16 protein-coding genes are annotated in these 25,500 nt (G+C 46.9%); 11 read left to right on the top strand and 5 right to left on the bottom strand.

Features of this window, described 5'->3' with window-relative positions; translation table 11 throughout:
- Positions 1–212 precede the first annotated feature (212 nt).
- From ACFFJH_RS17325 to ACFFJH_RS17340, 4 genes are all read left to right on the top strand, one after another.
- The gene (locus ACFFJH_RS17325) at positions 213–1,721 is read left to right on the top strand and encodes a leucyl aminopeptidase (protein ID WP_390214197.1); all 1,509 of its coding nucleotides are present in this window, start codon (positions 213–215) and stop codon (positions 1,719–1,721) included.
- Positions 1,722–1,809: 88 nt separating this feature from the next.
- Positions 1,810–2,574 (top strand): exodeoxyribonuclease III, encoded by a 765-nt coding sequence (gene xth / locus ACFFJH_RS17330; RefSeq protein WP_390214198.1) that lies wholly within the window; start codon positions 1,810–1,812, stop codon positions 2,572–2,574.
- A 225-nt stretch (positions 2,575–2,799) separates the two neighbouring features.
- Positions 2,800–5,415, top strand: a complete 2,616-nt coding sequence (locus ACFFJH_RS17335; protein ID WP_390214199.1) for a cation-translocating P-type ATPase — start codon at positions 2,800–2,802, stop codon at positions 5,413–5,415.
- 205 nt (positions 5,416–5,620) lie between these two features.
- Entirely contained in the window at positions 5,621–6,502 is an 882-nt protein-coding gene (locus tag ACFFJH_RS17340; RefSeq protein ID WP_390214201.1) for an HDOD domain-containing protein, read from the top strand.
- Positions 6,503–6,609: 107 nt separating this feature from the next.
- Here the strand turns inward: ACFFJH_RS17340 and ACFFJH_RS17345 are convergent, their stop codons facing one another.
- The 5 genes from ACFFJH_RS17345 to prpB form a co-directional block, all read right to left on the bottom strand.
- A complete protein-coding gene (locus ACFFJH_RS17345; protein ID WP_390214354.1) occupies positions 6,610–8,571 on the bottom strand; it encodes a propionate--CoA ligase in 1,962 nt (653 codons plus the stop codon).
- Between the two features lie 642 nt (positions 8,572–9,213).
- Complete coding sequence (gene prpF, locus ACFFJH_RS17350; RefSeq protein WP_390214202.1) at positions 9,214–10,398, bottom strand: 2-methylaconitate cis-trans isomerase PrpF; 1,185 nt, start codon at positions 10,396–10,398, stop codon at positions 9,214–9,216.
- Positions 10,399–10,565: 167 nt separating this feature from the next.
- Positions 10,566–13,160: a Fe/S-dependent 2-methylisocitrate dehydratase AcnD gene (acnD, locus tag ACFFJH_RS17355; RefSeq protein ID WP_390214203.1), complete on the bottom strand. Its 2,595-nt coding sequence runs from the start codon at positions 13,158–13,160 to the stop codon at positions 10,566–10,568.
- A gap of 189 nt (positions 13,161–13,349) precedes the next feature.
- Positions 13,350–14,504: a bifunctional 2-methylcitrate synthase/citrate synthase gene (gene prpC, locus ACFFJH_RS17360; protein WP_390214204.1), complete on the bottom strand. Its 1,155-nt coding sequence runs from the start codon at positions 14,502–14,504 to the stop codon at positions 13,350–13,352.
- 165 nt (positions 14,505–14,669) lie between these two features.
- Positions 14,670–15,560 (bottom strand): methylisocitrate lyase, encoded by an 891-nt coding sequence (gene prpB, locus ACFFJH_RS17365; protein ID WP_390214205.1) that lies wholly within the window; start codon positions 15,558–15,560, stop codon positions 14,670–14,672.
- Between the two features lie 246 nt (positions 15,561–15,806).
- Here prpB and prpR point away from each other — a divergent pair, with 246 nt between their 5' ends.
- The 7 genes from prpR (at position 15,807) to ACFFJH_RS17400 (ending at position 25,376) form a co-directional block, all read left to right on the top strand.
- Entirely contained in the window at positions 15,807–17,513 is a 1,707-nt protein-coding gene (gene prpR / locus ACFFJH_RS17370; RefSeq protein ID WP_390214206.1) for a propionate catabolism operon regulatory protein PrpR, read from the top strand.
- Positions 17,514–17,680: 167 nt separating this feature from the next.
- Complete coding sequence (locus ACFFJH_RS17375) at positions 17,681–18,028, top strand: response regulator transcription factor (RefSeq protein ID WP_390214207.1); 348 nt, start codon at positions 17,681–17,683, stop codon at positions 18,026–18,028.
- 2 nt (positions 18,029–18,030) lie between these two features.
- Positions 18,031–18,645, top strand: a complete 615-nt coding sequence (locus ACFFJH_RS17380) for a chemotaxis protein CheC (RefSeq protein ID WP_390214208.1) — start codon at positions 18,031–18,033, stop codon at positions 18,643–18,645.
- Complete coding sequence (locus ACFFJH_RS17385; protein WP_390214209.1) at positions 18,642–19,631, top strand: sensor domain-containing diguanylate cyclase; 990 nt, start codon at positions 18,642–18,644, stop codon at positions 19,629–19,631. Before ACFFJH_RS17380 ends, ACFFJH_RS17385 begins: the two co-directional genes overlap by 4 nt.
- A 432-nt stretch (positions 19,632–20,063) precedes the next feature.
- The gene (locus ACFFJH_RS17390) at positions 20,064–23,057 is read left to right on the top strand and encodes a GAF domain-containing protein (RefSeq protein ID WP_390214210.1); all 2,994 of its coding nucleotides are present in this window, start codon (positions 20,064–20,066) and stop codon (positions 23,055–23,057) included.
- Between the two features lie 193 nt (positions 23,058–23,250).
- Positions 23,251–24,576: a metal-dependent hydrolase family protein gene (locus tag ACFFJH_RS17395; protein ID WP_390214211.1), complete on the top strand. Its 1,326-nt coding sequence runs from the start codon at positions 23,251–23,253 to the stop codon at positions 24,574–24,576.
- Between the two features lie 92 nt (positions 24,577–24,668).
- A complete protein-coding gene (locus ACFFJH_RS17400) occupies positions 24,669–25,376 on the top strand; it encodes a DUF6445 family protein (protein WP_390214212.1) in 708 nt (235 codons plus the stop codon).
- The last annotated feature ends 124 nt before the right edge of the window (positions 25,377–25,500 follow it).

A 25,500-nucleotide genomic window follows, 5' to 3' on the forward strand; every position in this document is an offset into this window, starting at 1 on the left:
AATATCGCCGAACATAGTATCGTTTATCGAATCGAAAGCAGCTCACTGGCCAATGTCAGGAAATGAATCTAGGCGCTATAAGGCGGTTATAATAATCGCTTTAGTTAATTCTCCTCGACACATGAGAATTTAATCGCTGATAAAAAAATCAAAAAAACTGATCGCTAACACAGATCAAATAGATCACACAGATCAAACATAAGGAGCAAAACGTGGACTTTAGCATAAAAACACTTGCAGCAAAAAGCGCGGCAGATAACCTCGCCACGGTCAAAACGGGCTGCATCGTGGTCGGCGTATTCGAAAACAAGAAATTATCGCCGCAAGCGATTCAACTAAATAAGAAATCCGCCATCGATGCCGCTTTGAAATCCGGCGACATTAGCGGCAAGATTGGTTCTTCCCTGCTCTTGCGCAGCTTGAGTGAAATCGCTGCAGAACGCATCTTATTGGTAGGTTTGGGCGACGATCCCTCCAAAATCAGCGAAAAAGCGTACAACACCGCCGTACAAGTTGCCGCTCGCAGCTTAAACAATCTGGGTGCGGGTGATATCAGCATTGCTTTGCCTAGCGTTGATGGTCGTGATTTAGCATGGGCGATTCGCCAAGCGGTAATCGCTTTTAACGAAGCGGTGTTCCGCACCGACGCACATAAGAGCAAAAAAGATACGATCCCAGCCAATGTCAAAAAAGTCGCATTCATCGTGGCGACTAACGAAGCGAACGTCGCCAAGCTAGCCTTAGCACAAAGCATCGCGCTGGTGAACGGCATGGAATTAACGAAAGAGCTAGGCAATATGCCAGCCAATTTCTGCACACCGACGCATTTGGCCAACACCGCCAAGAAGATCGCAGCTGAATTTAAGATGGGCGTAGAAGTATTAGAACGCAAGCAAATCCAAGCTTTGAAGATGAATAGCTTCTTGTCCGTTTCGGCTGGCACTGACGAACCACCTAAGTTCATCGTCCTAAAACATATGGGCGGCAAAGCCAAAGACGCGCCTGTGGTATTGGTGGGCAAAGGTATTACCTTCGACTCTGGTGGTATTTCTTTGAAACCAGGCGCAGGCATGGATGAGATGAAATACGACATGGGCGGTGCGGGTTCTGTACTCGGCACCATGCGCGCTATCGGTGAAATGAAATTAAAACTCAATGTCATCGCCGTCATCCCAACTTGCGAAAACATGCCTTCTGGCAGCGCCACGCGTCCTGGCGACATCGTCACTTCCATGTCCGGTCAAACTATAGAAATCTTGAATACCGACGCAGAAGGTCGTTTGATATTGTGCGATGCATTGACTTATGTTGAACGTTTCAAACCAGCGGCTGTGATCGATGTTGCGACTTTGACCGGTGCGATTATCACCTCACTAGGCCACCATACGACTGGCCTATTCACACGTCATGATGAAACTCATGACAAATTAGCAGAAGAATTGCTGACAGCGGGTAAACAAGCCAATGACGTGGCTTGGCGTTTGCCGATTGGTGAGTTGTACAACGAACAATTGAAATCCAATTTTGCAGATATCGCGAATATTGGTGGTCCAGCCGCGGGTTCGATCACTGCAGCTTGTTTCTTAGAGCGTTTCACTAAGAAATACACATGGGCACATTTGGACATCGCTGGTGTTTCTTGGAAATCGGGTGCAGCCAAAGGTTCTACTGGGCGTCCAGTACCTATGCTGACCACGTTCTTAATGAACCGTGCTGGTTAAGCTGCAGATGTAGTCTATCAACGCGCTCTTTGCCCGCATCGAGCGCGTTTTTATTTTTTATGAATCCAGCTTTTGCGTGAGATCAAATATGAAACTAGTCACTTGGAATGTGAACTCCCTGAAGGTTCGCCTGCCGCAAGTTTTACAATGGCTGGAAAGCAATCCTGTCGATGTCTTGTGCATACAAGAAACCAAGTTAACCGATGATAAATTTCCACAAGCGGAAATCGAAGCGGCTGGTTATCAAGTTGCCTTCACCGGACAAAAAACTTACAACGGTGTCGCCATACTGTCGCGTCATCCTATAGAAGATGTACAAAAAAATAATCCATTGTTTGAAGATGAGCAGCAACGCATCATCGCAGCCACCATAGCAGGCATGCGCATCATTTGCGCCTACGTACCAAATGGTCAGGCATTGGATTCCGAAAAGTATCCTTACAAACTCAGCTGGCTCGCGGCATTGCACACTTGGGTGAAAAGCGAGATGGCTAAACATCCGCAACTCGCTTTACTAGGCGACTACAACATCGCTCCCGATGACCGCGATGTGCACGATCCGGCAGCATGGGAGGGCATGAACCTGGTGTCACCACCAGAACGTGCCGCATTCCAAGCCTTGTTAGATCTAGGACTCAGTGACAGCTTCCGTCAATTTGAACAGCCTGAAAAAACCTATAGTTGGTGGGATTATCGCCAACTAGGTTTCCGCTTAAATAAAGGCGTCCGAATTGACCATGTGCTGCTTTCAAAACCCTTGGCTGAGCGCTGCACTTCTTGCGTCGTTGATAAAGTACCGCGCAAATGGGAACAACCTTCTGATCACGCACCTGTGATCGCCACTTTAGAGTAGCAGCAAGGAAGAAATTAAGAACGTATGTAGAACATAGGTAAGAACATAAGTAAAAACATAAATAACTAGAAGCCGACCGCCATTCATCATCGCGGTCGGCTTTTTTATTGATCTGGCACAAAATGTTTTGAAATTCCACATTAGCTCTGACTAGCATGTTATGTTGAAGCACAATTCCATGTAACACTCAGAAAACATCGCTGTTCTTAGCCTGAGAGTTCCCTTATGCCCAACTCTGCTGAAGATAATATCCAAGGACTGACTTCTCAACAAGCCTTAGCCCGACTGCAGCAGGACGGCCCTAACGAGCTAGCCACAGCACAACCGCAGAAATTATGGCAAATCGCTTGGCAGGTTGTTTCAGAACCTATGATTTTGTTATTGATCGCGTGCGGCAGTATCTATCTGGTGTTGGGTGACTGGCACGAAGCGCTGGTGTTATGTGGTTTTGTCGCTGGCATGTTAGTGATCAGTTTTTATCAAGAACATAAAACCGAAAGAGCATTAGAGGCTCTGCGTGACTTGTCCAATCCTCGTGCGCGAGTGATTCGAGATGGCGTGCAAGTGAGTATTCCAAGTAAGCAAGTCGTCAATGGTGACTATCTAGTGGTTGGCGAAGGTGAGCGGATAGCCGCAGATGGCATTCTAATTAACAGTCTCAACTTAAGTGTCGATGAATCATTGTTAACAGGGGAATCTGTCCCCGTCGAAAAAGCGGCTAGCAGCCAACACCAAGAGCGCCGCACCGCCACCGAGATAAGCAGTGCTGCGATCAACGCCAAATCAAATAATAACGCAGATGCCGATCCTACTGGCATGCTGTTTTCTGGTAGTTTGGTAGTTCAAGGTAAAGGCATCATCCTAGTAACACGGACTGGCAGTAACACCGCCGTCGGTAAAATTGGTCAAGCACTCGCATCGATTGAAGAAGAACCAACTCGGGTTCAAAAAGAAACGCGCAAAGTCGTCAAGTATGTAGCACTCGCCAGCATCGCTTTAGCATTACTACTGGCTTGCTGGTTCGGTTATACCCGTAGCGATTGGATACGTGGCGCCTTAGTAGGTCTGACTTTTGCTATGGCGATGATTCCGGAAGAACTTCCCATCGTACTCACTATTTTTCTGGGCATAGGCGCTTGGCGCATAGGTCAAAAACAAGTTTTAACTCGTCGCATTCCCGCGATCGAAACCTTGGGTTCTGCCAATGTTTTGTGCGTCGATAAGACCGGCACCTTGACCCAAAACAAAATGGCACTGGCCGAGCTTGCAGCAGAAGATCAGCATTTTGTATGTAAGCAGGGAACGAATTTGCCAGACTCATTCCACGAGATTTTAGAGTTCGCTATTTTAGCCAGTCAAAGCCAAGGTAATGAACCTATGGATAATGCCCTGCATCAGGCGGGACAAGTTTATTTAAAAGATACTGAGCATCTGCATCAGAATTGGGCGCTATTGGAAGAGTACCCGCTGTCAAAAGAACTGATGGCAATTTCCCGTGCCTGGCAAAGTACCGACAAAAATCGCTCACATCAAATTATCGCAAGCAAAGGTGCGCCCGAGGCCATTGCAGATCTTTGCCACATGAATGCAGAGCAAACGGCCAAACTGATGGCGCAGGTGAATGCGATGGCTGAGCGTGGCCTACGTGTGCTAGCAGTAGCCAAAGCAGAATTTAGTCAAACTAATGAAGTTCAACTACAGGTAAATTTACCTTTAAAACAGCATGATTTTGATTTTCAAATCTTGGGTTTAATCGCATTTGCCGATCCACTACGCGAAGGTGTACCTGCTGCTATTAAAGAATGCCATAGTGCAGGCATACGCGTCATGATGATGACGGGTGACTATCCTGCCACAGCAATTAATATTGCCAAACAATGTGGTATTGACAATCAAGCGGGCGTGCTGACGGGCAAGGAAATGCTATCCATGTCAGATGAGAATTTAAAAACGCAATTAGAAAAAATCCAAATTTACAGCCGCGTGATGCCCGAGCAAAAACTACGCATCGTACGCTTGCTTAAACAATCCGGTGCTATCGTTGCGATGACGGGCGATGGCGTGAATGATGCACCTGCTTTAAAAGCCGCCCACATCGGCATTGCCATGGGCAAGCGCGGCACCGATGTCGCGCGAGAATCAGCGGCCTTGGTTTTACTCGATGACGCATTCTCTTCCATCGTGGCGGCAGTGCGCCTTGGTCGCCGCATTTTTGATAACTTACGTAAAACCTTAAGTTTTATTATTGCGGCTCATATACCTATCATAGGGCTCTCATTTTTACCCGTCATGTTGGGATGGCCCGTGCTGCTTATGCCGGTACACATTTTAATATTGGAGCTCATTATTGATCCCAGTTGTTCACTGGTCTTTGAGGCGGAAGAGGAAGAAGACAACATCATGCAGAGAGCCCCTCGCAGCATGGAATCTAGTATTTTTCAAGCGGAGGTATTGTGGCGCGGATTTTGGCAAGGCAGCGCTACGCTCCTCGCGATACTAGGTGTCCACTGGCTCGCAATGCAACACAACATCGCAACGAACGAAACCCGCGCCATCACTTTTGCGGCAGTGGTAACTGGCAATCTGGGATTCATCTTTTTAAATCGCTCTCTCAACGGTAACATCGTCCGCACTCTGCGCTCCCCTAACTCTATGCTATGGTGGGTTTGTGCTGCTGCGAGCAGCATGTTATTACTGGTATTTACCGTGCCGAGCTTGCGCCACCTGTTCTATTTTGGAGATCCTCAGTTAACCCACATACTCATGAGCATAGGAGCAACGATAAGCGCAGTAGGTTTGATTGCTTTAACACAACGAAGACTTCTACAAAAGAACCAATAAATATAAATAAAATTTCTATAAAGCAATTTTATCTGTTACATTGTAATTTGACGAAAGCAGCATTCAAGCACACAATCTAATAATGTCATTTTTAGCAGCACCAGATGAAGCTAAATGACGCTAAAACTATCTGCAATAAACGAGTATTTGCATCTAATTAATCAAAGATAAGTGTGATTTTCTCATTACGGAGCGACTCTGTGCCATGAATAAATCCGAAGCCCTAGCCATCTTAGTAGAACAAGCGCGTCAAGGAGAATTAGTTTTTTCCGCGAGCGTGGCCACCTCCCTCAAAGTTCAAGAAGCGATAGACGTACCAGATTGTAATCTAGATACCGCGACAAAAATTATACTAAATGAACCTATGCTCGCGGCGAAAGTAGTGGCCGTTGCCAATAGCGCTGCCTACACGCGAGGGAGTGAAGTCACCAATGTGCGCTCTGCCATTGCGCGACTTGGATTCAATACTTTACGAGGATTAACCGCATCTATCGTGATGCGTCAGATTGCCGGTGCTAGCAAAAATCCGATTATTCGCAGCAAAATCAATCAACTCTGGGAACACTCTGCCCAAGTCGCGGCTTTGTCCCAAGTTATTTCGCGCCGCGTAACAAAATTAAATCCGGATACAGCAATGTTCGCTGGCATTGTGCATGAAGTAGGTGGTTTCTATTTACTATCACGGGCAGAAGAATTTCCATGCCTGCTGGAACCCGATGACTTGTCGGGCGCGAATGATGATGAAAACTTTGACGAATTTAGAAATACCGTCACCAAACTTGAAACGGAAGAGGTCATCATAGGGCGAGCTGTATTAAAAAACCTGAATCTTCCAACTGAAGTTAACGAAGCAGTAGAAGCGATGTGGTACGGCTTACATGCCATGCCACCAGAAACTCTAGGAGATACGCTATTACTAGCGAATGATTTAGCAAAAACAGTATCTCCCTTGGACACACGCACCGATACTGAAACGAATCGCTGTGAATCTGAGATTGATTTTGTGGTCGGAGAAGGTAGTTTGCTGAGTATTCTGGAAGAATCAGAAGATGAGGTCATTACTTTATCTGCGGCATTAATCATATAAAACGCCACGATGATCAGTCGCCAAGCTCCGTAAACAAAAAAGGGTTTCGAGATCAAAGTCGAAACCCTTTTTACTTATGCCAAAACTAAGACGTGTTGACCTGGATTTTATGCCTGTACTGCATTTTTAATTTGTTGCAAAGACATGGGATCTTCTATCGTCGTCAAATCACCCGCATCACGCCCTTCACACACGGCTTGGATAGAACGACGCAATAACTTACCCGAACGCGTCTTAGGCAGCATCGCCACAAAATATACACGCGAGGGGCGTGCTACCGCACCGAGTTGTTTATCGACGACCGCCATCACCTCGGCTTCCAATGCCTTTGCCAATTCGGGCGTTGCCGCACGTTCTGGATTTTTAATAATCGCAAACGCAACTGCAGCCTGCCCTTTCAATTTATCTTCAATCCCAACCACCGCCACTTCTGAAATCTGTGGATGGCTAGAAATGCTCTCTTCAATTTCACGTGTGCCTAAACGATGGCCAGCCACATTGATCACGTCGTCAGTGCGTCCCAGGATGAAGTAGTAACCATCTTCATCACGGATACCCCAGTCGAAAGTGGAATACAGCTGCTCATGCGCAAAGTTAGTCCAATAGGTTTGCACAAAGCGTTGATCATCGCCATACACGGTTTGTAGGCAACCTGGTGGCAATGGGCCTTTAATCGCCACTACACCTTTTTCATTCGGTCCACAAACGGCGCCAGTCGCTTCATTAATGATGGTAACGTTGTAACCATACATGGCAATCCCTGGGCTGCCGAGACGTGTGTCTTTGTGTTCAACACCACGCGCCACCGACAAGATAGGCCAGCCTGTTTCAGTCTGCCAGTAATTGTCGATAATCGGTACGCCCAATTCCGTCGCGATCCAATTCGAAGTCGTTTCATCGAGCGGCTCACCGGCTAAATACAAGGCTTTGAGCGAAGAGATATCGTATTTCTTCATCAATTCCACAGGATGCTTTTTCAATACACGCACCGCAGTTGGCGCAGAGAACATACGCGTCACTTTGTATTTTTCAACGATGCTCCACCATACGCCAGCATCGGGGCGAATCGGTGTGCCTTCGTACATAATCGTCGCCATACCAGCAATCAAAGGGCCATACACGATGTAAGAATGGCCGACGACCCAACCAATATCAGAAGTCGCAAAGTAAGTTTCACCTGCATTGCCGCAGAAGATATTTTTCATCGATGATGCTAATGCCACCGCATAGCCACCAACATCACGCTGCACGCCTTTTGGTTTACCTGTAGTGCCTGAGGTATAGAGTACGTAAGACATTTCATTGGACTCTAACCAAGTCACGGGCACTTGCGCGTTCATGTGTTGTTCACGCAATGCTGCGTAATCGACATCACGGCCGGCAACGAGATTCATCACATCCAGACCGCGATTCACTAACAGTACGTTCGTGGGTTTATGCTCGGCTAATTGAATTGCTTCATCCAGCAGAGGCTTGTAAGGCACCGCCTTACCGCCACGCATCCCGGCGTCGGCGGACACCACCAATACGGGTTTAGCATCATCAATACGCGTTGCTAAACTCTTAGAGGCAAAGCCACCGAACACCACGGAATGCACAGCACCGATGCGAGCACAGGCCAACATGGCAAATGCTGCTTCGGCAATCATGGGCATATAGATTAAGACTCTATCGCCCTTCTTGACTCCGAGTTCCAACATCATCGCCGCCATGCGTTGTACTTCGGCATGCAGTTCAGCAAAACTGTAGGTTTTCTCGGAATTGGTTTCAGTCGAAATGGCGATCAATGCCGCCTTATCCGACTGTGTCTCCAACCAACGATCAATCGCGTTATAACAAAGATTCGTTTCACCACCAACAAACCATTTGGCAAATGGTGGTTTACTGTGATCAAGCACTTGAGTATAGGGTTTGTGCCAACTGATGAGTTGGGCTTGTTTGTCCCAGAAGCTGGCCGGGTCTTGAATTGAGGCTTGATAAAAATCTTGGTAGTTCATGGTGTCTCCAATTTTTATAGCGTTTTGGTTTGAATTCTGTTTGGCGCGAAATTGATTGTTATTGATTGTTATTTGTTTTGCTTAATCGCCTTTTGTATTACATCAAGTTTGTGCTTTGATTCCTATGTGGCTCATCTAACTTTTACGGTCTAACTGCATTCTCTGGCCGGGTGTGGCCCGGCGGCCAATTACCTTTTTTGCTTCGCCAAAAAAGGTAATCCAAAAAAGGCGACCGTAGACTCGCCCCTGCGGGGTGCTTACGCTACGCTCCAGCATAATTTGTGCATCACAAAAAATGGGAAAGTGTTGAAACTCGCTACGCTCAGACAACAACACTTTCTTATCCATTTTCTGTGACGCACAAATTACATCGTCTCAAACGGGGGTAAGTCAAAAGCAAAAACAACGATCTACAACGGTTATTAGAAAAATGCTCGGCGTTCGGTTCTGTTTGTTTTGGTGTTGCTGTTGCTTTTGACTTTCATCCACTTCTGACACTGCCAATTGTGCGAGACAGAAAATGGATAAAGAAAGCTTCGTTGTTTGAGCGTAGCGAGTTTCGAAGCTTTCCCATTTTTTGTCTTGCATAATTGGGAACCCGAAGGGCAGTGGCAGCGTGGTCGCCTTTCTTTGCTTACTTTCTTTGGCGAAGCAAAGAAAGTGAGTGGCTGTCGGGCCACACCCGACCTACAAACCTCAATTCAAAGCACAAACTCAAAAACAATCCCCAGGCACCCTCACAAACCCTTCCATCAACACCCGAGCACTACGACTCATGCTCGCCTTCTTTACGACCCATTCGCCATCGACCAATTGCGCCTCAGCACCAACACGCAAAGTGCCAGAAGGATGACCGAAGCGCACAGCCGAACGGGCACCACCACCGGCTGCCAAATTCACTAAGGTGCCAGGAATCGCCGTTGCTGTACCAATCGCCACCGCTGCTGTCCCCATCATCGCGTGATGCAACTTACCCATCGACAGTGCACGTACACACAAATCGATTTCACTGGCATTCACTTGTTTTCCGCTCGATGACACATAATCCAAAGGTTTGGATACGAAGGCGACTTTCGGTGTGTGCTGACGTTTTGCGGCTTCTTCGATGTGCTTAATCAAGCCCATGCGCACTGCGCCGTAGGCACGAATTGTTTCAAACTTCGCTAAGGCGGCTGCATCACCATTGACGGCGTCTTGCAGTTCGGTGCCGGTGTAGCCAATCTCTTCCGCATTCACAAAAATTGTTGGGATGCCCGCATTGATCATGGTCGCTTTGAGTGTGCCTATGCCTGGCACTTCCAGATCGTCGACTAAATTCCCAGTTGGGAACATAGAACCGCCAGCGCCCTCTTCTTCGGCGGCTGGGTCCATAAATTCGAGTTGAACTTCGGCGGCAGGAAACGTCACGCCGTCAAGTTCGAAGTCACCTGTTTCTTGTACTTCACCGTTCGTTATCGGCACATACGCGATGATCGTTTTGCCGATATTCGCCTGCCAAATGCGTACCACCGCGATGCCGTTGTTTGGCACCTTATCGACCAAGCCCATGCTGATCGCGCATGAACCTACTGCTGCCGAAAGATTGCCGCAATTGCCGCTCCAATCAACGAAAGCTTTATCGATCGCGACTTGACCGAATAAATAGTCAACATCGTGATCTGCTTTAGCACTTTTCGCTAACAGTACGGTTTTCGATGTGCTCGAGGTCGCGCCACCCATGCCGTCGATTTGCTTACCATAAGGATCGGGGCTACCGATTACGCGCAACAACAAAGCATCACGTGCCGCACCGGCTTGTTGTGCTGCGGCTGGCAAATCTTGCACGCGGAAAAATACACCTTTACTAGTGCCACCACGCATGTAGACGGCGGGGATTTTGATTTGGGCTGGGTGGGACATGGTTTTCCTTACTATCTCAATTTCTTGTACAGTTCAGCTACACGGCTGAGTGTGTTAGTCGTCGCTCCTGCGAAGGCAGGAGCCCAGCGTCTTTCGTCGACAGATCAAGCTCACTCATCAACGCCACTGCATTCCTGCCTGCGCAGAAATGACAGTCAACGACCTACTCATGCAGATTTCGAAGACTCCAAAAAGTCCTGCGCGAAACGCTGCAAGACACCGCCTGCTTCGTAAATCGACACTTCTTCCGCTGTATCCAAACGGCAGGTCACGGCGACTTCGACGCGCTCCCCGTTCTTACGATGAATGACCAGCGTTAAGTCTGCACGTGGTGTACGCGCTCCGATCACGTCATAGGTTTCTGTACCATCGAGCCCCAAAGTCAAACGATTCTCGCCTGCTTTGAATTCGAGTGGCAAGACGCCCATACCAATCAAATTGGTGCGGTGAATGCGTTCAAAACCTTCTGCAACGATGACTTCGACGCCGGCCAAACGAACACCTTTGGCGGCCCAATCGCGTGAAGAACCTTGACCATAATCCGCGCCAGCGATAATGATCAAAGGCTGCTTACGTTCCATATAGGTTTCGATCGCTTCCCACATGCGCGTGACTTTACCCTCTGGCTCAATGCGCGCTAAGGATCCGGCTTTGATTTTGCCTTCAGCATCACGCACCATTTCGTTCTTCAAGGTCGGATTCGCGAAGGTGGCACGTTGTGCGGTTAAATGATCACCGCGATGCGTTGCATAGGAATTGAAATCCTCTTCCGGCAAACCCATTTTTGCGAGGTACTCACCAGCAGCGCTGTCGAGCATAATCGCGTTCGATGGAGACAAATGATCGGTCGTGATGTTGTCACCCAAGACTGCCAAAGGACGCATGCCTTTCATCGTGCGTTCACCTGCCAATGCACCTTCCCAGTACGGTGGACGGCGGATGTAGGTCGATTGTGGACGCCAATCGTAGAGTGGCGGCACACTCGCTGCTTGTTCTGTCGAAATCGCAAACATTGGCTCGTACACTTTGCGGAACATATCTGGCTTGACGCTCGACTTCACAATCGCGTCGATTTCTTCATCACTAGGCCAGATGTCTTTCAAGCGGATTTCTTTGCCATCAACCACGGTCAACACGTCTTTTTCGATATCAAAACGGATCGTGCCAGCGATCGCATACGCAACCACCAATGGAGGCGAAGCCAAGAAAGCTTGCTTCGCATATGGATGAATACGGCCATCGAAATTACGATTGCCAGACAAGACAGCCGTCGCGTACAAATCGCGGTCAATAATTTCTTGTTGGATTACTGGATCCAATGCACCGGACATGCCGTTACACGAGGTACATGCATACGCCACTACGCCAAAGCCCAGTGCTTCCAAGTCTTGCATCAAGCCGGCTTCTTCCAAGTACAGCGTGACCGCTTTGGAGCCAGGCGCTAAGGAAGATTTGACCCAAGGTTTGCGTGTTAAGCCTAGGCGATTAGCATTACGTGCCAACAAGCCCGCAGCAATCACGTTACGTGGATTTGAAGTGTTGGTGCAGCTGGTAATCGCCGCGATAATCACGGCGCCATCTGGCATTTGACCTGGCACATTGTCCCAGGCCGCTGCGATACCTTTTGCAGCTAAATCCGTCGTTGCAACACGGGCATGCGGATTTGATGGGCCCGCCATATTGCGCACCACGCCGGACAAATCAAACTGCAGTACGCGTTCGTATTCGGCGTGCACTAAGGAATCAGACCACAAACCCGCGACCTTGGCATAGGTTTCAACCAAAGCGACCTGTGCATCTTCACGGCCAGTCAATTTCAAGTAATCGATGGTTTGTTGATCGATACTGAACATCGCTGCTGTTGCACCATATTCCGGTGCCATATTCGAAATCGTGGCACGATCACCGAGTGTCAAGGCTGCTGCACCGCTGCCGTAGAATTCGAGATACGCGCCAACCACTTTGGACTTACGCAAGAATTCAGTGAGTGCTAAGACGATATCGGTTGCTGTGATACCAGGCTGCGGTTTGCCCGTCAATTCAACGCCAATGATGTCCGGCAAACGCATCCACGAAGCACGACCGAGCATAACGTTTTCAGCTTCCAAACCACCGACACCAATCGCGATCACACCAAGTGCATCGACGTGTGGCGTATGGCTGTCTGTACCGACCAAAGTATCTGGGAACGCTACGCCATTTTGGTTATGCACCACGGGCGACATACGTTCCAAGTTAATCTGATGCATGATGCCGTTGCCTGGCGGGATCACGTCGACGTTTTTGAACGCCAATTTTGTCCAATTGATGAAATGGAAGCGATCTTCGTTTCGACGATCTTCAATCGCACGATTCTTCTCAAACGCTTGCGGATCAAAACCACCGCATTCGACCGCCAAGGAGTGATCAACGATGAGCTGCACTGGCACAACAGGATTCACTTGCGCAGGATCGCCACCTTGATCGGCAATCGCATCACGCAAGCCCGCCAAATCAACCAGCGCCGTTTGACCCAAAATATCGTGACACACCACGCGCGCTGGGAACCACGGAAAATCGAGCTCACGCTTACGTTCGATCAACTGCTTTAAGGAGTCCGTCAAAGTCGCAGGATCGCAACGACGCACCAAGTTCTCAGCCAAGACACGCGAGGTGTAAGGCAGTTTGGCATAAGCCCCCGCCTCGATCGCTTCCACCGCTTCACGTGCATCGAAATAGTCGAGTGAAGTACCGGGGAGATTTTTGCGGAATTGTGTGTTCATTCATTGTTCCTTTTTTTGTTATTACTAGCTCGGCAGAGTCTAGATCATGACCGCTGAGCTGGAACGGATCGTTTAGAAAATCCGTAGTCGGGATGCAGCGCTAGGCGGCAAACGGAGCAATATGTCGATATTGCGAGTATTGCCAACAACGCGATGCGCCCGAATACGGGTTTTAGAAATGATCCAAATTTATTTGCGATCTTTTAACGGTACAAATGCGAGATCCTCAGGTCCCACATAATTCGCACTCGGACGAATGATCTTGTTGTCGATACGTTGTTCGATGATGTGTGCCGACCAGCCGGATGTACGCGCGATCACGAACAAGGGAGTGAACATCGCTGTTGGTACGCCCATCACGTGGTAGGACACGGCAGAGAACCAATCCAAGTTCGGGAACATTTTTTTGATGTCCCACATCACTGTTTCCAAACGCTCGGCGATGTCATACATCTTGGTCGAGCCCGCTTCCACCGACAAAGTACGTGCCACTTCTTTGATGACTTTATTGCGTGGGTCTGACACGGTGTAGACAGGGTGACCGAAACCAATCACCACTTCTTTGTTTTCCACACGACGTTTGATATCGGCTTCTGCTTCGTCTGGATTGTCATAACGTTTTTGGATTTCAAACGCAACTTCGTTGGCACCGCCATGTTTTGGGCCACGCAAAGCACCGATCGCACCCGTGATGGCGGAATGAATATCAGAACCCGTACCAGCGATCACGCGGCTGGTAAATGTCGACGCATTAAATTCATGTTCTGCGTACAAAATCAAGGACGTATGCATTGCACGTACCCATGATGCTTTTGGTTTTTCGCCATGCAAGAGATGCAGGAAATGGCCACCAATAGAATCATCATCCGTTTCGACATCAATACGTTTACCGTTGTGGCTGAAGTGGTACCAGTACAAGAGCATAGAACCGAAAGACGCCATCAAGCGATCAGCGATATCACGTGCGCCTGGCACATTGTGATCATCCTTCTCTGGCAAAGTACAACCCAAAACCGAGACACCAGTACGCATCACGTCCATAGGATGGGAAGACGCTGGCAAGGCCTCTAAAGCTGTTTTCAAATTCGCTGGTAAGCCGCGCAAGGCTTTCAATTTTGCTTTATAAGCAGCGAGTTCTGCCACGTTTGGCAATTTACCATGCACTAACAAATGCGCGATTTCTTCGAACTCGCAATTGTCTGCCACGTCCAAAATATCGTAACCACGGTAATGCAAGTCGTTACCAGTTTTACCGACGCTGCACAGTGCTGTATTGCCTGCAGCAACACCAGACAAAGCAACGGATTTTTTTGGTTTAAATGTTGGGTTTTCTTGTGTGGTCATTTTGATTCTCCGAAAATTTATTCGATTCAGTTTTTAAACCCCTCAACGCCGAGGCGCTTCAGACTTACTCCCTCCCCTTCAATGGGGAGGAGCTAATCACGCTTTCTCTGCGCTCTTCAGCGCCTCTGCGTCTCAGCGTTGAAGGGTTTTGATTTTCAATCCAATTTACTTATTCTTTTGCTGCGCAAACAAAGCATCTAACTTCTGTTCAAAATCGTGGTAGTTGATGCGCTCGTAGAGCTCCATACGCGTTTGCATGGTGTCGACCACATTCTTTTGTGTCCCATCGCGACGAATCGCTGTATAAACATTTTCTGCGGCTTTATTCATGGCGCGGAAAGCACTCAATGGGTAGAGCACTAAACCGACATCGGCTGAGGCCAACTCTTCTACTGTGTACAAAGGTGTAGAACCAAATTCGGTGATGTTGGCGAGGATAGGTACTTTCATCGCGTTGGCGAATTGTTTGTACATATCGAGTTGCGTAATCGCTTCTGGGAAGATCATGTCCGCACCGGCTTCAACGCACGCCAAAGCGCGATCAATTGCGGCTTCCAAACCTTCGACGGCAAGCGCATCGGTACGTGCCATGATCACGAAATTTTCATCGGTACGCGCATCAACCGCCGCTTTCACACGATCGACCATTTCTTGTTTGCTGACGATTTCTTTACCTGGGCGATGACCGCAACGCTTGGCACCGACTTGATCTTCAATGTGCATCGCTGCTGCGCCAAACTTGATCATCGATTTCACCGTGCGCGCCACATTGAATGCCGATGAACCAAAGCCGGTATCGACGTCGACCAACAAAGGCAGATCGCAGACATCGGTAATACGACGCACATCGGTTAACACGTCGTCCAAATTGGAGATACCCAAATCTGGCAAACCGAGCGAGCCAGCGGCAACTCCGCCGCCTGACAAATAAATCGCTTTAAATCCAGCGCGTTTCGCTAACAAAGCGTGATTTGCGTTGATTGCGCCAACCACTTGTAGTGGAGACTCTTCTTGCATCGCCTTACGGAAGGCGGCACCTGCGGAATATTGGGACATGTTCTTTTCCTTTTGTTTGGATGCTGCTGCTATTGCAAAGCGCGTGCCAGTATCAGGACGCATGCAAGTTGACACATGGAGATACATTAAAAATCAAAGACTTAAGTAATCAATTCTGGAAGCAATCCCGACTAAATCACTAGGCAATAAAGCTAAAACACGTTGCAAGCGAAACACATTTGAAACATAATTGAAACGCATTTTGAAACGCACAATGAAACACCACTTAAATTACGTCATCAAACCATGAGCCGTCGTCCTCCTATCCCGCGTGATCCCCAAGATAAGCCGATTATTTGGACAGTCTCGATTTCACGCCTGTTCGATTTATTCCGCGACATCATGGTGGAGTACGACGCTAGCGCCGACATTGAGCCTATCCACCTCGGCTTTGAAGAGGCTGCACAAGTTTTACGTGAACGTCTGCAAACAGAGCGTTGCGATGCAGTGATCGCGGCCGGCTCCAATGGTGCTTATCTTAAAAATCGCCTACCTATCCCGGTCGTCATTGCCAAAGCCAGTGGTTTTGATGTGATGCAAGCCTTGGCGCGCGCACGCAAGGTTTCGCGTCAGATTGCGATTGTCACCTATCAGGAAACCATGCCGGAATTAGCTGAGTTTAAAGCGACCTTCGGCTTTCAAGTAGAACAAAGAACCTACGTAACGGAAGAGGATGCCAAGAGTCAAATCAGTGAATTAAAGGCTATGGGAATACAAGCCATTGTCGGTGCTGGTTTAATCACGGATTTAGCCGAAGAAGCCGGATTGACTGGGATTTTCATGTATTCCGCAGGCTCTATCCGCCAAGCCTTTGACGATGCAATCGAGATTTCTCGCTTAACACGCCTAGAAGCAAACAAAGGTCGACAGCAAGCAGTTGGGGAATTGAGAGCACGACATAGCATCAACGATCTACGTGGCGACTCCAGTGTCATGCAAGAAGCACGACAAGCGATCATGTTATATGCGCGTTCGCCTGCAACGGTGCTAATACAAGGCGAGACTGGAACTGGTAAAGAATTAGCCGCCCAAGCCATACACAAGGAAAGCGCCCGCGCGCGCCAACATTTTGTTGCTGTGAATTGTGGGGCGATCGCAGAATCCTTATTAGAATCCGAGCTATTTGGCTATGAAGAAGGTGCGTTTACTGGATCACGCCGTGGTGGTCACGCAGGATTGTTTGAAGCAGCACATCGTGGCACTTTATTTCTCGATGAGATTGGCGAAATGCCACTGAGCTTGCAAACCCGTTTATTACGTGTATTAGAAGAAAGAGAAGTGGTGCGAGTTGGCGGTATTCGGCCTATCCCAGTTGATGTCCGCATTATCAGCGCCACCCATTGTGATCTGGAACAAAGAATACATGAAGGTCGTTTCAGAGCAGACTTGTTTTATCGTTTAGCTGTTTTGCGTTTGCGCCTGCCGCCCTTACGCGCACGCACCGAGGACTTAGTTCCACTCGCACAATGGAGTTTAAAACAAGCTTGTGCCGCTATTGGAAACCGACCACCACCTAATTTGCATGCTGAGATCAGTCGTTGTGCAAGCTTGTTACAAGCCTATAGCTGGCCAGGCAATGTCAGGGAGCTACGCAACCTCATGGAGCGCTTGGCCCTACATCTTTCCGCTATGCCGTTACAGGCGATTACGCCCAATTTTATATTGAAACTTTTTCCTGAATTAGCGCAAGAGAATCAAAGTAATAGTCTAGATACATTTCCCGTCAACCCAGTCAAACATTTGGCAGAGAATATCACTAGCCGTCCCCCTAATGACACTAATAGCACAACTGACACCACGATCCAGTTTGAAAAAACCACCACTTCTGAAGAAACACTTGATTTTCTGATGCATAAGTTCAAGAATAAACGAGATGATGTCGCTAAGCACTTAGGAATAAGCAGAACGACCTTATGGCGTAAATTAAGGGATCCAAAAAGAAACAAAATTTAACAGAAACTTACTTTTTATTTACACCGACACACATGCATAACAAAGGTGATTGCCAGCGCTTCAGGTAAAATACCGTTAAGCGAAAAAGTGATTACCTAGACATCGATATTTTTTACCGACCTACCACGGACAGCACGATGACAACTGACATGCCAGTAAAATAGCTGATGATTGTTGACGATAGTAAAGTATCTCGGATGATCATCCGCGCCAGAATCTTGGATGTTCATCCCAATTGGGAAATTATAGAAGCTAGCAATGGCACTGACGGTATCGCTTTAGCACTTGAGCAACGTCCCGACTTTTGCACTATGGATATTAATATGCCCGGCATCTTAGGGACTGATGCAGCCGAGATTCTTTTAAAAGAAATGCCTCATTGTCGTGTCGTAATTTTCTCTGCGAATATTCAAGAAAGCTTTCGTGAGCGAACCAATGCTATGGGCATCATCTTCGTTGCAAAACCTATCACGGAGAAATCGATTGCCGAAGCCTTACATTATTTTTTAGGATAAATGTGGAAAGTCTGAGCGAACTACATCTAGACGCGCTTGCCGAGGTATTTAATGTCGGTGCTGGTCGCGCAGCCGCGAGTTTGAGTGAGATCGTTGGAGACGAGGTTAAACTCTCGGTACCCTCCATCGAAGTCAAAAGAACTTCAGAAATTAATGCTGCGGCAATGGACTTTAGCAGTCCCAAATTCGGTGTTGTTAGCCAGAATTTCTCCGGCCCTTTTGATGCGCAAGCATTACTCTTATTTACCGAAAGTCATGCCTTGGAAATTGTCAGGGACATGATGGGTTCGCAAATGAGTATTGAAGAACTTGCGGAATTTGAACAAGAGGCGATGTGCGAATTGGGCAATATCATTTTGAATGCTTGCCTGTCTGCTATAGCAGATATGTTGCACATATCCTTAAACAGTTCGCTACCAGATTACAAAATTGCAACGACCGAAGAAATCTTCAAGAGTCTTCATAGCTCAGAAGATCAACCTTACGTATTAGTTCTGCACATTGACTTATCAATTGAAAAACGCCATTCAGAGGGGCATTTGATTTTTTTGCTTAGCTCAATGTCATTACACAGTTTAGTAGCACATTTAGAGCACTTTTTAGGGAATATAGAATGAGCTCTGTAGAGTCTTATCAAAGCGAAATTTTAAATAGTATTAATATGGGGTTGATCGTCGTTGATGCTGATTGCCACATCATGATGTGGAATTCATGGATGGAAAAACATTCCGGCATATCCGCTGCTACGGCCTTGCAACAACGTATCGATAGTGTGTTTCCGACCGCACCAAGCATCGCTTTTATCAATGCACTCAAAAATTCGATTACCTACGGCTTGCCTGCGATATTGTCCAATGCTTTGCACCGTTCACCACTGCCACTTTTCACTGAAGATGAAAGTGGTCATCAACAAATTCCTATTCACCAATCAATTACAATTACCACACTGACAGCGGGTAACCAAGCATCTTGCTATCTCATCCAAGTCACTGACTCTAGTACGTCTATACGCAGAGAAAAGATGTTACGCTCTCATTCAGAAGTGCTTAAAAAAGATGCTACTACAGATAGTTTAACTGGCCTACACAACCGCCGCTTCTTCGATGAACATTACAAAATCGCCCTAGGACAAGCCATACGTCAAAAGCATCTTTTATCTATCTTCATGGTAGATATTGATTACTTCAAACAATACAATGACTACTACGGGCATCCCGCTGGCGATAAAATTTTGATCAAAGTAGCTGCGACTTTGAAAGCACAAATCTCGCGTTCCTCTGATATGTTGGCACGTTATGGTGGCGAAGAATTCGTCTTGGTGTTGCCAAATATGACGGCTGAACACGGCTTGCAATTTGCGAATAAATTGATCGCAGCCATTACCGATTTACAACTTCCCCACTTAAAATCAAAAAGTAATCAAGTCATCAGCATCAGTATAGGTTTGAGTACTTACGATCCGAATCAACATCGTGAAGTCTCTGCTTTAGTCGATGCAGCGGACACCGCGTTGTACAAAGCTAAACAACAAGGACGTAATCAAGCCTGCTTTTTAGCACTAGATACTTTAATCGCACACAAGCAACAAATCGTTCGACAATAAATTTTTCAGTTTTTGGACTGCATACGTGCGACGTAATGCTACTCATTATTCAAATGCAATATTAGTATGGTAGCCATGTAACACATTACTTAGACTACCATTCTCCACTATGCTAAACACCATTTTCACTGAAAAATCTGGCTTAAATGAACGGCCATCAATTTACTAGCAACTACCCACAAGCTAATCAAAACTAGCAATAAATCATCACTAAAACTCAGTTTAACTTGCCTAGAAGAATTTCTTACTAGATACTCGCAGTAGCCAAATTAATTTGACTGTTAATCTAAGTATCCAGGTGGACGATCTTTGCTGTTGTTTTATGAAAAATGTCGGTATGAGATTCAGCAGCGAGCTCCCAAACCCACTAAGTCGCCGTGACTACTAATAATTCGTGGTCTGCTTGTCATCTTTATCATGGGAGTGAAGTGCATGAAATTGCCCGACATGCCGCTGAATGAAAACACGCGCATTCAGGCCTTGATCGATTTAAATATTCTTGACACCATCGCCGAAGAGCGATTTGATCGGCTAACGCGTTTAGCAAAACAATTATTTGGTGTTGAAATCGCCTTAGTTTCACTAATCGATTCGAATCGTCAATGGTTTAAGTCCAAACAAGGACTGAGCGTCTGCGAGACTGGCAGGGATATTTCCTTTTGTGGTCATGCGATTTTAGAGCAAAATATATTCCACATTCCCAACGCACTTGAAGATCCCCGCTTTGCCGATAATCCCCTGGTAACTGATGCACCGAACATTCGTTTCTACGCGGGAGCACCGTTACGTCCCGATGGCAAAAACAATATTGGCACACTATGCATTATCGATAGTCAACCACGCACATTAAGCATCGCAGAGCTACGTTCACTGCGAGATCTAGCAGATTGTGTCGAACAAGAAATCAAACAATTTCAGCAAAATCAGCAACACAACGCCCTACTCGCACTAACCAAAATTTCCTCCTTGAATAACACGGATTATGCCGACTTGTTAAGACAAGCTTTGGAAATTGCTTGCCGCTTCTTGAACATGTCAAACGGCATGATTAATCGCAACCGCAGCAATGATTGTGAAGTGGTCGTGCAGTGGAATCCTGACTTTCCGTGCGAAGGCTCGGTCTTATCCTTGGACCAGACCCTATGTTCTATCAGCATGCAAACCAACGAAATGACGCTGCTGCCGCAAGTTGAGACCAGCCCATATGCAGAGCTAGCAAAGAACTCCTTATTAGTATTTGGCTGTTATATAGGCGTTCCTATTAATCCCCATAACACTCGCTTTGGCACCCTAGCATTTTCCGACGTGCTTGCACGAAAACCTGCTTATTTCAGCCAGATTGAAATTGAATTTATCAAGTTATTTTCAGAATGGGTTAACAATACGATCTACGAATGGGAACTCGCCAGCTCGTTAAAATTACAACAAAGCTTGGCACAAGTGATTTCTAATGCCCAAGCAAAATTTATTCATAGCCAAGAGCAAAGCGATGGATTTAAAAGCCTGCTGCATGACATATTGGAACTGACAGGAAGCAGCTACGGCTTCATCGGAGAAGTATTTCAAGATCAACAAACGGAAACGCATCTCAAAATATTTACCATTAACCAAACGGCAAAGAAAAGAGCCTCTCACTCGGCCTATGACGACTGTAGGATACAGTATCTAAAACTGACTGAGCTCGACGACTTGTTCGGTGCGGCCATTCGCACCAAATCCGTGGTGATCTTAAATGAGCTGACCGATGAAAGAATGTTGGGCACGTCGATACATCCAGGCATACATAATTTTCTCGGCTTACCGATTTACTACAATGAAGCCATCATTGCGACCATAGGAATAGCCAATCGTCCCTTCGGGTATAAGCAAGATCTAGTGAGTTTCCTACAGCCGATTCTTCTCACTATTGCTCAATTGATTCAGGCAGCCAGAGTTCGCGCCAGTCACTTGGATAGTGAACGCCGCTTGGCCGATATTATTAAAGGCACCAATATCGGCACTTGGGAATGGAATGTACAAACAGGCGCGGCAACTTTCAACGAGCGTTGGGCCAATATTGCGGGTTACACCTTAGAAGAATTAGCGCCAGTCAGCATAGAGACCTGGAATAAATTAATACATCCGGATGATCAAAAACAATCCGAATTCTTACTCCAACAGCATTTCGATGGCGTACTTGATTACTATGAACTTGCAAGCCGTATGCGCCATAAAGATGGGCACTGGGTGTGGATATTAGATCGTGGTTGCCTAGTCAGCCGAACCGAGGATGGCAAGCCACTACTCATGTCCGGCAGTCATGCTGACATTTCAAAACAAAAGACTGCTGAAGCCCAACTAGCGCATACCGTTGAGCTTTTGGAGCAATCGAATAATGCGGCACGCATTGGTACTTGGGAAGTAGATTTAAATAAATCGTATGCCAAATGGAGTCGACTCACCGAGCAAATCCATCAAGTGCCCGCAGGTTACTCCTGCACCCAAGAGCAAGCCGTATTATTCTACAAAGAAGGAATAGACCGCGACACGATACAAGAAAAAATTCAGCGTGCGATGACCACTGGTGAGAGTTTTGATAGTGAGCTACGAATCATCACCATGCAAGGCCACGAACGTTGGGTTAGGGTATTAGGACTCACCCACTTTAATGAAGGTCGTTGTGAGCGTCTGTACGGCACAATTCAAGACATTAGTGAACGCAAACGGATAGAAACGATGAAGAGCGAATTTATCTCCACCGTCAGCCATGAATTACGCACGCCACTCACTTCCATCTCTGGCGCGCTTGGTCTCATCGTTGGTGGCGTGATAGGTGAGCTACCAGAAAAAATTAAAGCCATGCTGCATATCGCGCATAAAAATAGCCAGCGTTTGAGCTATCTGATCAATGACTTGTTGGATATGGAAAAATTAAGCGCAGGTAAAATGCAATTTCATATGCAAAGAGTTGAACTCGGCAACACACTAAGAATCGCCTCGGAGAGCAATCTAGCAGCAGGCATAGAAAGAATGATTTCCATCACCACAGATAATCCCTACCAAGAGTTGATGGTCACGATAGATCAAAATCGTTTTCTACAAGTGATGTCTAATCTGATTTCGAATGCCATTAAGTATTCCCCTAATCATGGCAATGTTTCGATTAAAGTCCAACTGATCGACAATCAACAGAACGCTAAACCACATGCACAGCAAGTTCGGGTCTCTGTCATCGACCAAGGCCCTGGGGTTCCACCGGAATTTCAAGATAGCTTGTTCCAAAAATTTGTTCAGGCAGATTCGTCCGATACCCGAAAACTAGGTGGTACTGGTTTGGGTTTAGCCATCAGCCGAGAATTGATGGAGGCGATGAATGGCAGCCTAGACTTTGAAAGAGACCGACGTGGTGGTGCGAATTTCTTTCTAGAGCTTCCCGTCAGCGCCTAAGAAAAACAAGAATAGGGACTTACACCTATTCTTGTTTGCGCATTTTTCAGAAATTTACAACAGCGATATCGGTTTTTCTTAAAAAAATACTGGTCAAAGCACATCTCTGCTTCCGCCATGACCAAAAAGACCGCATTATTCCTATTCCGTATATTTTGCATTCTGACACTACCTATTCTAAAAGAGACCAAAGATGCCTAAACTAACTCGACTCACCTTTCTGATCGCCACCGCCATCACCGCAACACTTAGCAGCGCTGGAGCGTCCCATGCCATCGCAGGCACTACCGTGATTAATTGCGGAAAACTATTAGATGTCAAAGCGGGCGTCTGGCGTGAGCGTGTCAGCATCACCATAGAAAATAATAGTGTGAAATCGATCACGGCAATGCAATCAGACCCTTCCCATATCGACTTGAGCAATTACGCTTGTTTGCCTGGGTTGATGGATATGCACGTGCATCTGTCGGATGATCCTAAGCCGCAAGTTGAACAATTTAGAAATGCCTTAAGTTTAGATGCGATTGATTACGCTTATAGTTCGACCAAATTAGCAGAACGCACTCTGATGGCGGGTTTTACCACGGTACGCGACTTAGGTGCCGCGGACGGATTAAACGTCGCCATGAAACGTGCGATTGAAAATGGCTCCATCCCCGGTCCACGTATGTTTACCGCTGGTAAAGCCATAGGTACTACTGGCGGTCATGCGGATCCATCCAATGGTCTATCTATGGCAATGCGCCGCGCCAAAGGAAAGCCGGGACCAGAAAATGGCGTAATCAATAGCGCCGATACTGCGCGAGAAGCAGTTCGCAGTCGCTATCAAGAAGGTGCCGATCTGATCAAAATTACTGCGACAGGTGGGGTACTGAGTCAAGCGGCCAGTGGTCAAAACAGTCAATTCACTGATGAAGAATTACGTGCGATTGTCAGCACCGCGAAAGACTACGGGTTTCGAGTAGCTGCTCATGCACACGGTAACGAAGGTATCAAACGGGCATTACGCGCTGGTATCGATTCTATCGAACATGGTACTTACATGGACGACGAAGCCATTGCCTTATTCAAAAAAATGGGAGCTTGGTATGTTCCCACTATTTCAGCAGGAAAATTTGTCGCTGAAAAAGCCAAGATCCCGAATTATTTCTCACCTGTGGTACAACCTAAAGCCGCAGCCATAGGTCCGCTCATTCAAGGCACCTTTGCGCGAGCAGTAAAAGCAGGAGTCAACATCGCATTTGGCACTGATGCAGGCGTTTTCCCTAATGGCGAGAACGCGAAAGAATTCCGCTATATGGTCGAGGCTGGCATGTCGCCTATAGCCGCGATACGAAGCGCGACCTTGGGCGCTGCGGAATTATTAAATCAATCCAAACGACTGGGCTCAGTAGAACCGAGCTACGCGGCTGATATCGTTGCGGTAAAAGGTGATCCATTAACAGATATCACCCTCTTAGAAAAAATCGACTTCGTCATGAAAGATGGTGTCGTCTACAAAAAACCTGATACCAAATAAGTCTTCATAAAGCTATAAATAAAAATCAGAGTGATCATTTTTCACTCTGATTTTTTAAATAATCCATTAACAAAAACAATCTCAATTTTTTTATGCTTCCCTTACCTGCCCCAGGGACTATTCTTAGCAGCATCCCCGATGTCGCTCCCAAACTTGCCTATGAGAAGCTAGAACAGGGAAAGAATTATTGGATAGTCGATGATGTGCTACCGAATGCCAAAGAAGTCGCAGAGCGTTGTTTCAATCACTCCACCTGGGAATATGGTGCGCCCTATCAGCCAGAAAGCTGGCCCGGCATGCGTTTTCACGGTGCACTGACGAACGACGAATTAAGCCATATCGAAGCTACGGTAAAACGTTTAATAGGGAAAGATAAGTTATGGATGGAACAGCCACCTGGAGGATTGCGCCTCGATTGCAATGTCGCTCAATTGGTTGGTGCTAGCGAAAGCAGCTCACATCCTCATACCGATAGCCGTAATTTATGTCGTTACGCCTGCGTCATCTATCTCAGCCCCAATCCAGCACCCAATTCAGGCACCAGCTTTTGTCGGCTGCGCTATCCCAACGGTGCCATCGGTGGAAACATCGTACTAGCGCCGCACAATAATCTGGTCGATGCATTAAAAGTTCGGGCACTGCCAATACAAGCATGGTATGAAGACTTGAGAGTAGAAAATGTATTCAATCGTATGATTTTATACAAAGCAAACTTAGTACATTGCGCTACTGGCTACTTCGGCAAAGAACTACGAGAAAAACGACTGACTACAGTTTTTTTCTGGATGACGGAAGATTAAAATTAACTGACACAGAATTCACATAACTGACTACCAACCTTAAATTAATCAGACAGTCATTAAGACAATCACTCAGACATAATAAGCGCACAAGCTTGATAGGAAAAATAGATATCGAAAATGC

The organism is Affinundibacterium danionis, assembly GCF_042432465.1.
Taxonomy (GTDB): domain Bacteria; phylum Pseudomonadota; class Gammaproteobacteria; order Burkholderiales; family Burkholderiaceae_D; genus Undibacterium; species Undibacterium danionis.

Excerpts from the sequence above, each read along its gene's own strand:
- xth (WP_390214198.1), top strand. The coding sequence starts at position 1,810 with ATGAAACTAGTCACTTGGAATGTGAACTCCCTGAAGGTTCGCCTGCCG.
- ACFFJH_RS17335 (WP_390214199.1), top strand. The coding sequence starts at position 2,800 with ATGCCCAACTCTGCTGAAGATAATATCCAAGGACTGACTTCTCAACAA.
- ACFFJH_RS17340 (WP_390214201.1), top strand. The coding sequence starts at position 5,621 with ATGAATAAATCCGAAGCCCTAGCCATCTTAGTAGAACAAGCGCGTCAA.
- prpF (WP_390214202.1), bottom strand. The coding sequence starts at position 10,398 with ATGTCCCACCCAGCCCAAATCAAAATCCCCGCCGTCTACATGCGTGGT.
- acnD (WP_390214203.1), bottom strand. The coding sequence starts at position 13,160 with ATGAACACACAATTCCGCAAAAATCTCCCCGGTACTTCACTCGACTAT.
- prpC (WP_390214204.1), bottom strand. The coding sequence starts at position 14,504 with ATGACCACACAAGAAAACCCAACATTTAAACCAAAAAAATCCGTTGCT.
- prpB (WP_390214205.1), bottom strand. The coding sequence starts at position 15,560 with ATGTCCCAATATTCCGCAGGTGCCGCCTTCCGTAAGGCGATGCAAGAA.
- prpR (WP_390214206.1), top strand. The coding sequence starts at position 15,807 with ATGAGCCGTCGTCCTCCTATCCCGCGTGATCCCCAAGATAAGCCGATT.
- ACFFJH_RS17375 (WP_390214207.1), top strand. The coding sequence starts at position 17,681 with ATGATTGTTGACGATAGTAAAGTATCTCGGATGATCATCCGCGCCAGA.
- ACFFJH_RS17385 (WP_390214209.1), top strand. The coding sequence starts at position 18,642 with ATGAGCTCTGTAGAGTCTTATCAAAGCGAAATTTTAAATAGTATTAAT.
- ACFFJH_RS17390 (WP_390214210.1), top strand. The coding sequence starts at position 20,064 with ATGAAATTGCCCGACATGCCGCTGAATGAAAACACGCGCATTCAGGCC.
- ACFFJH_RS17395 (WP_390214211.1), top strand. The coding sequence starts at position 23,251 with ATGCCTAAACTAACTCGACTCACCTTTCTGATCGCCACCGCCATCACC.
- ACFFJH_RS17400 (WP_390214212.1), top strand. The coding sequence starts at position 24,669 with ATGCTTCCCTTACCTGCCCCAGGGACTATTCTTAGCAGCATCCCCGAT.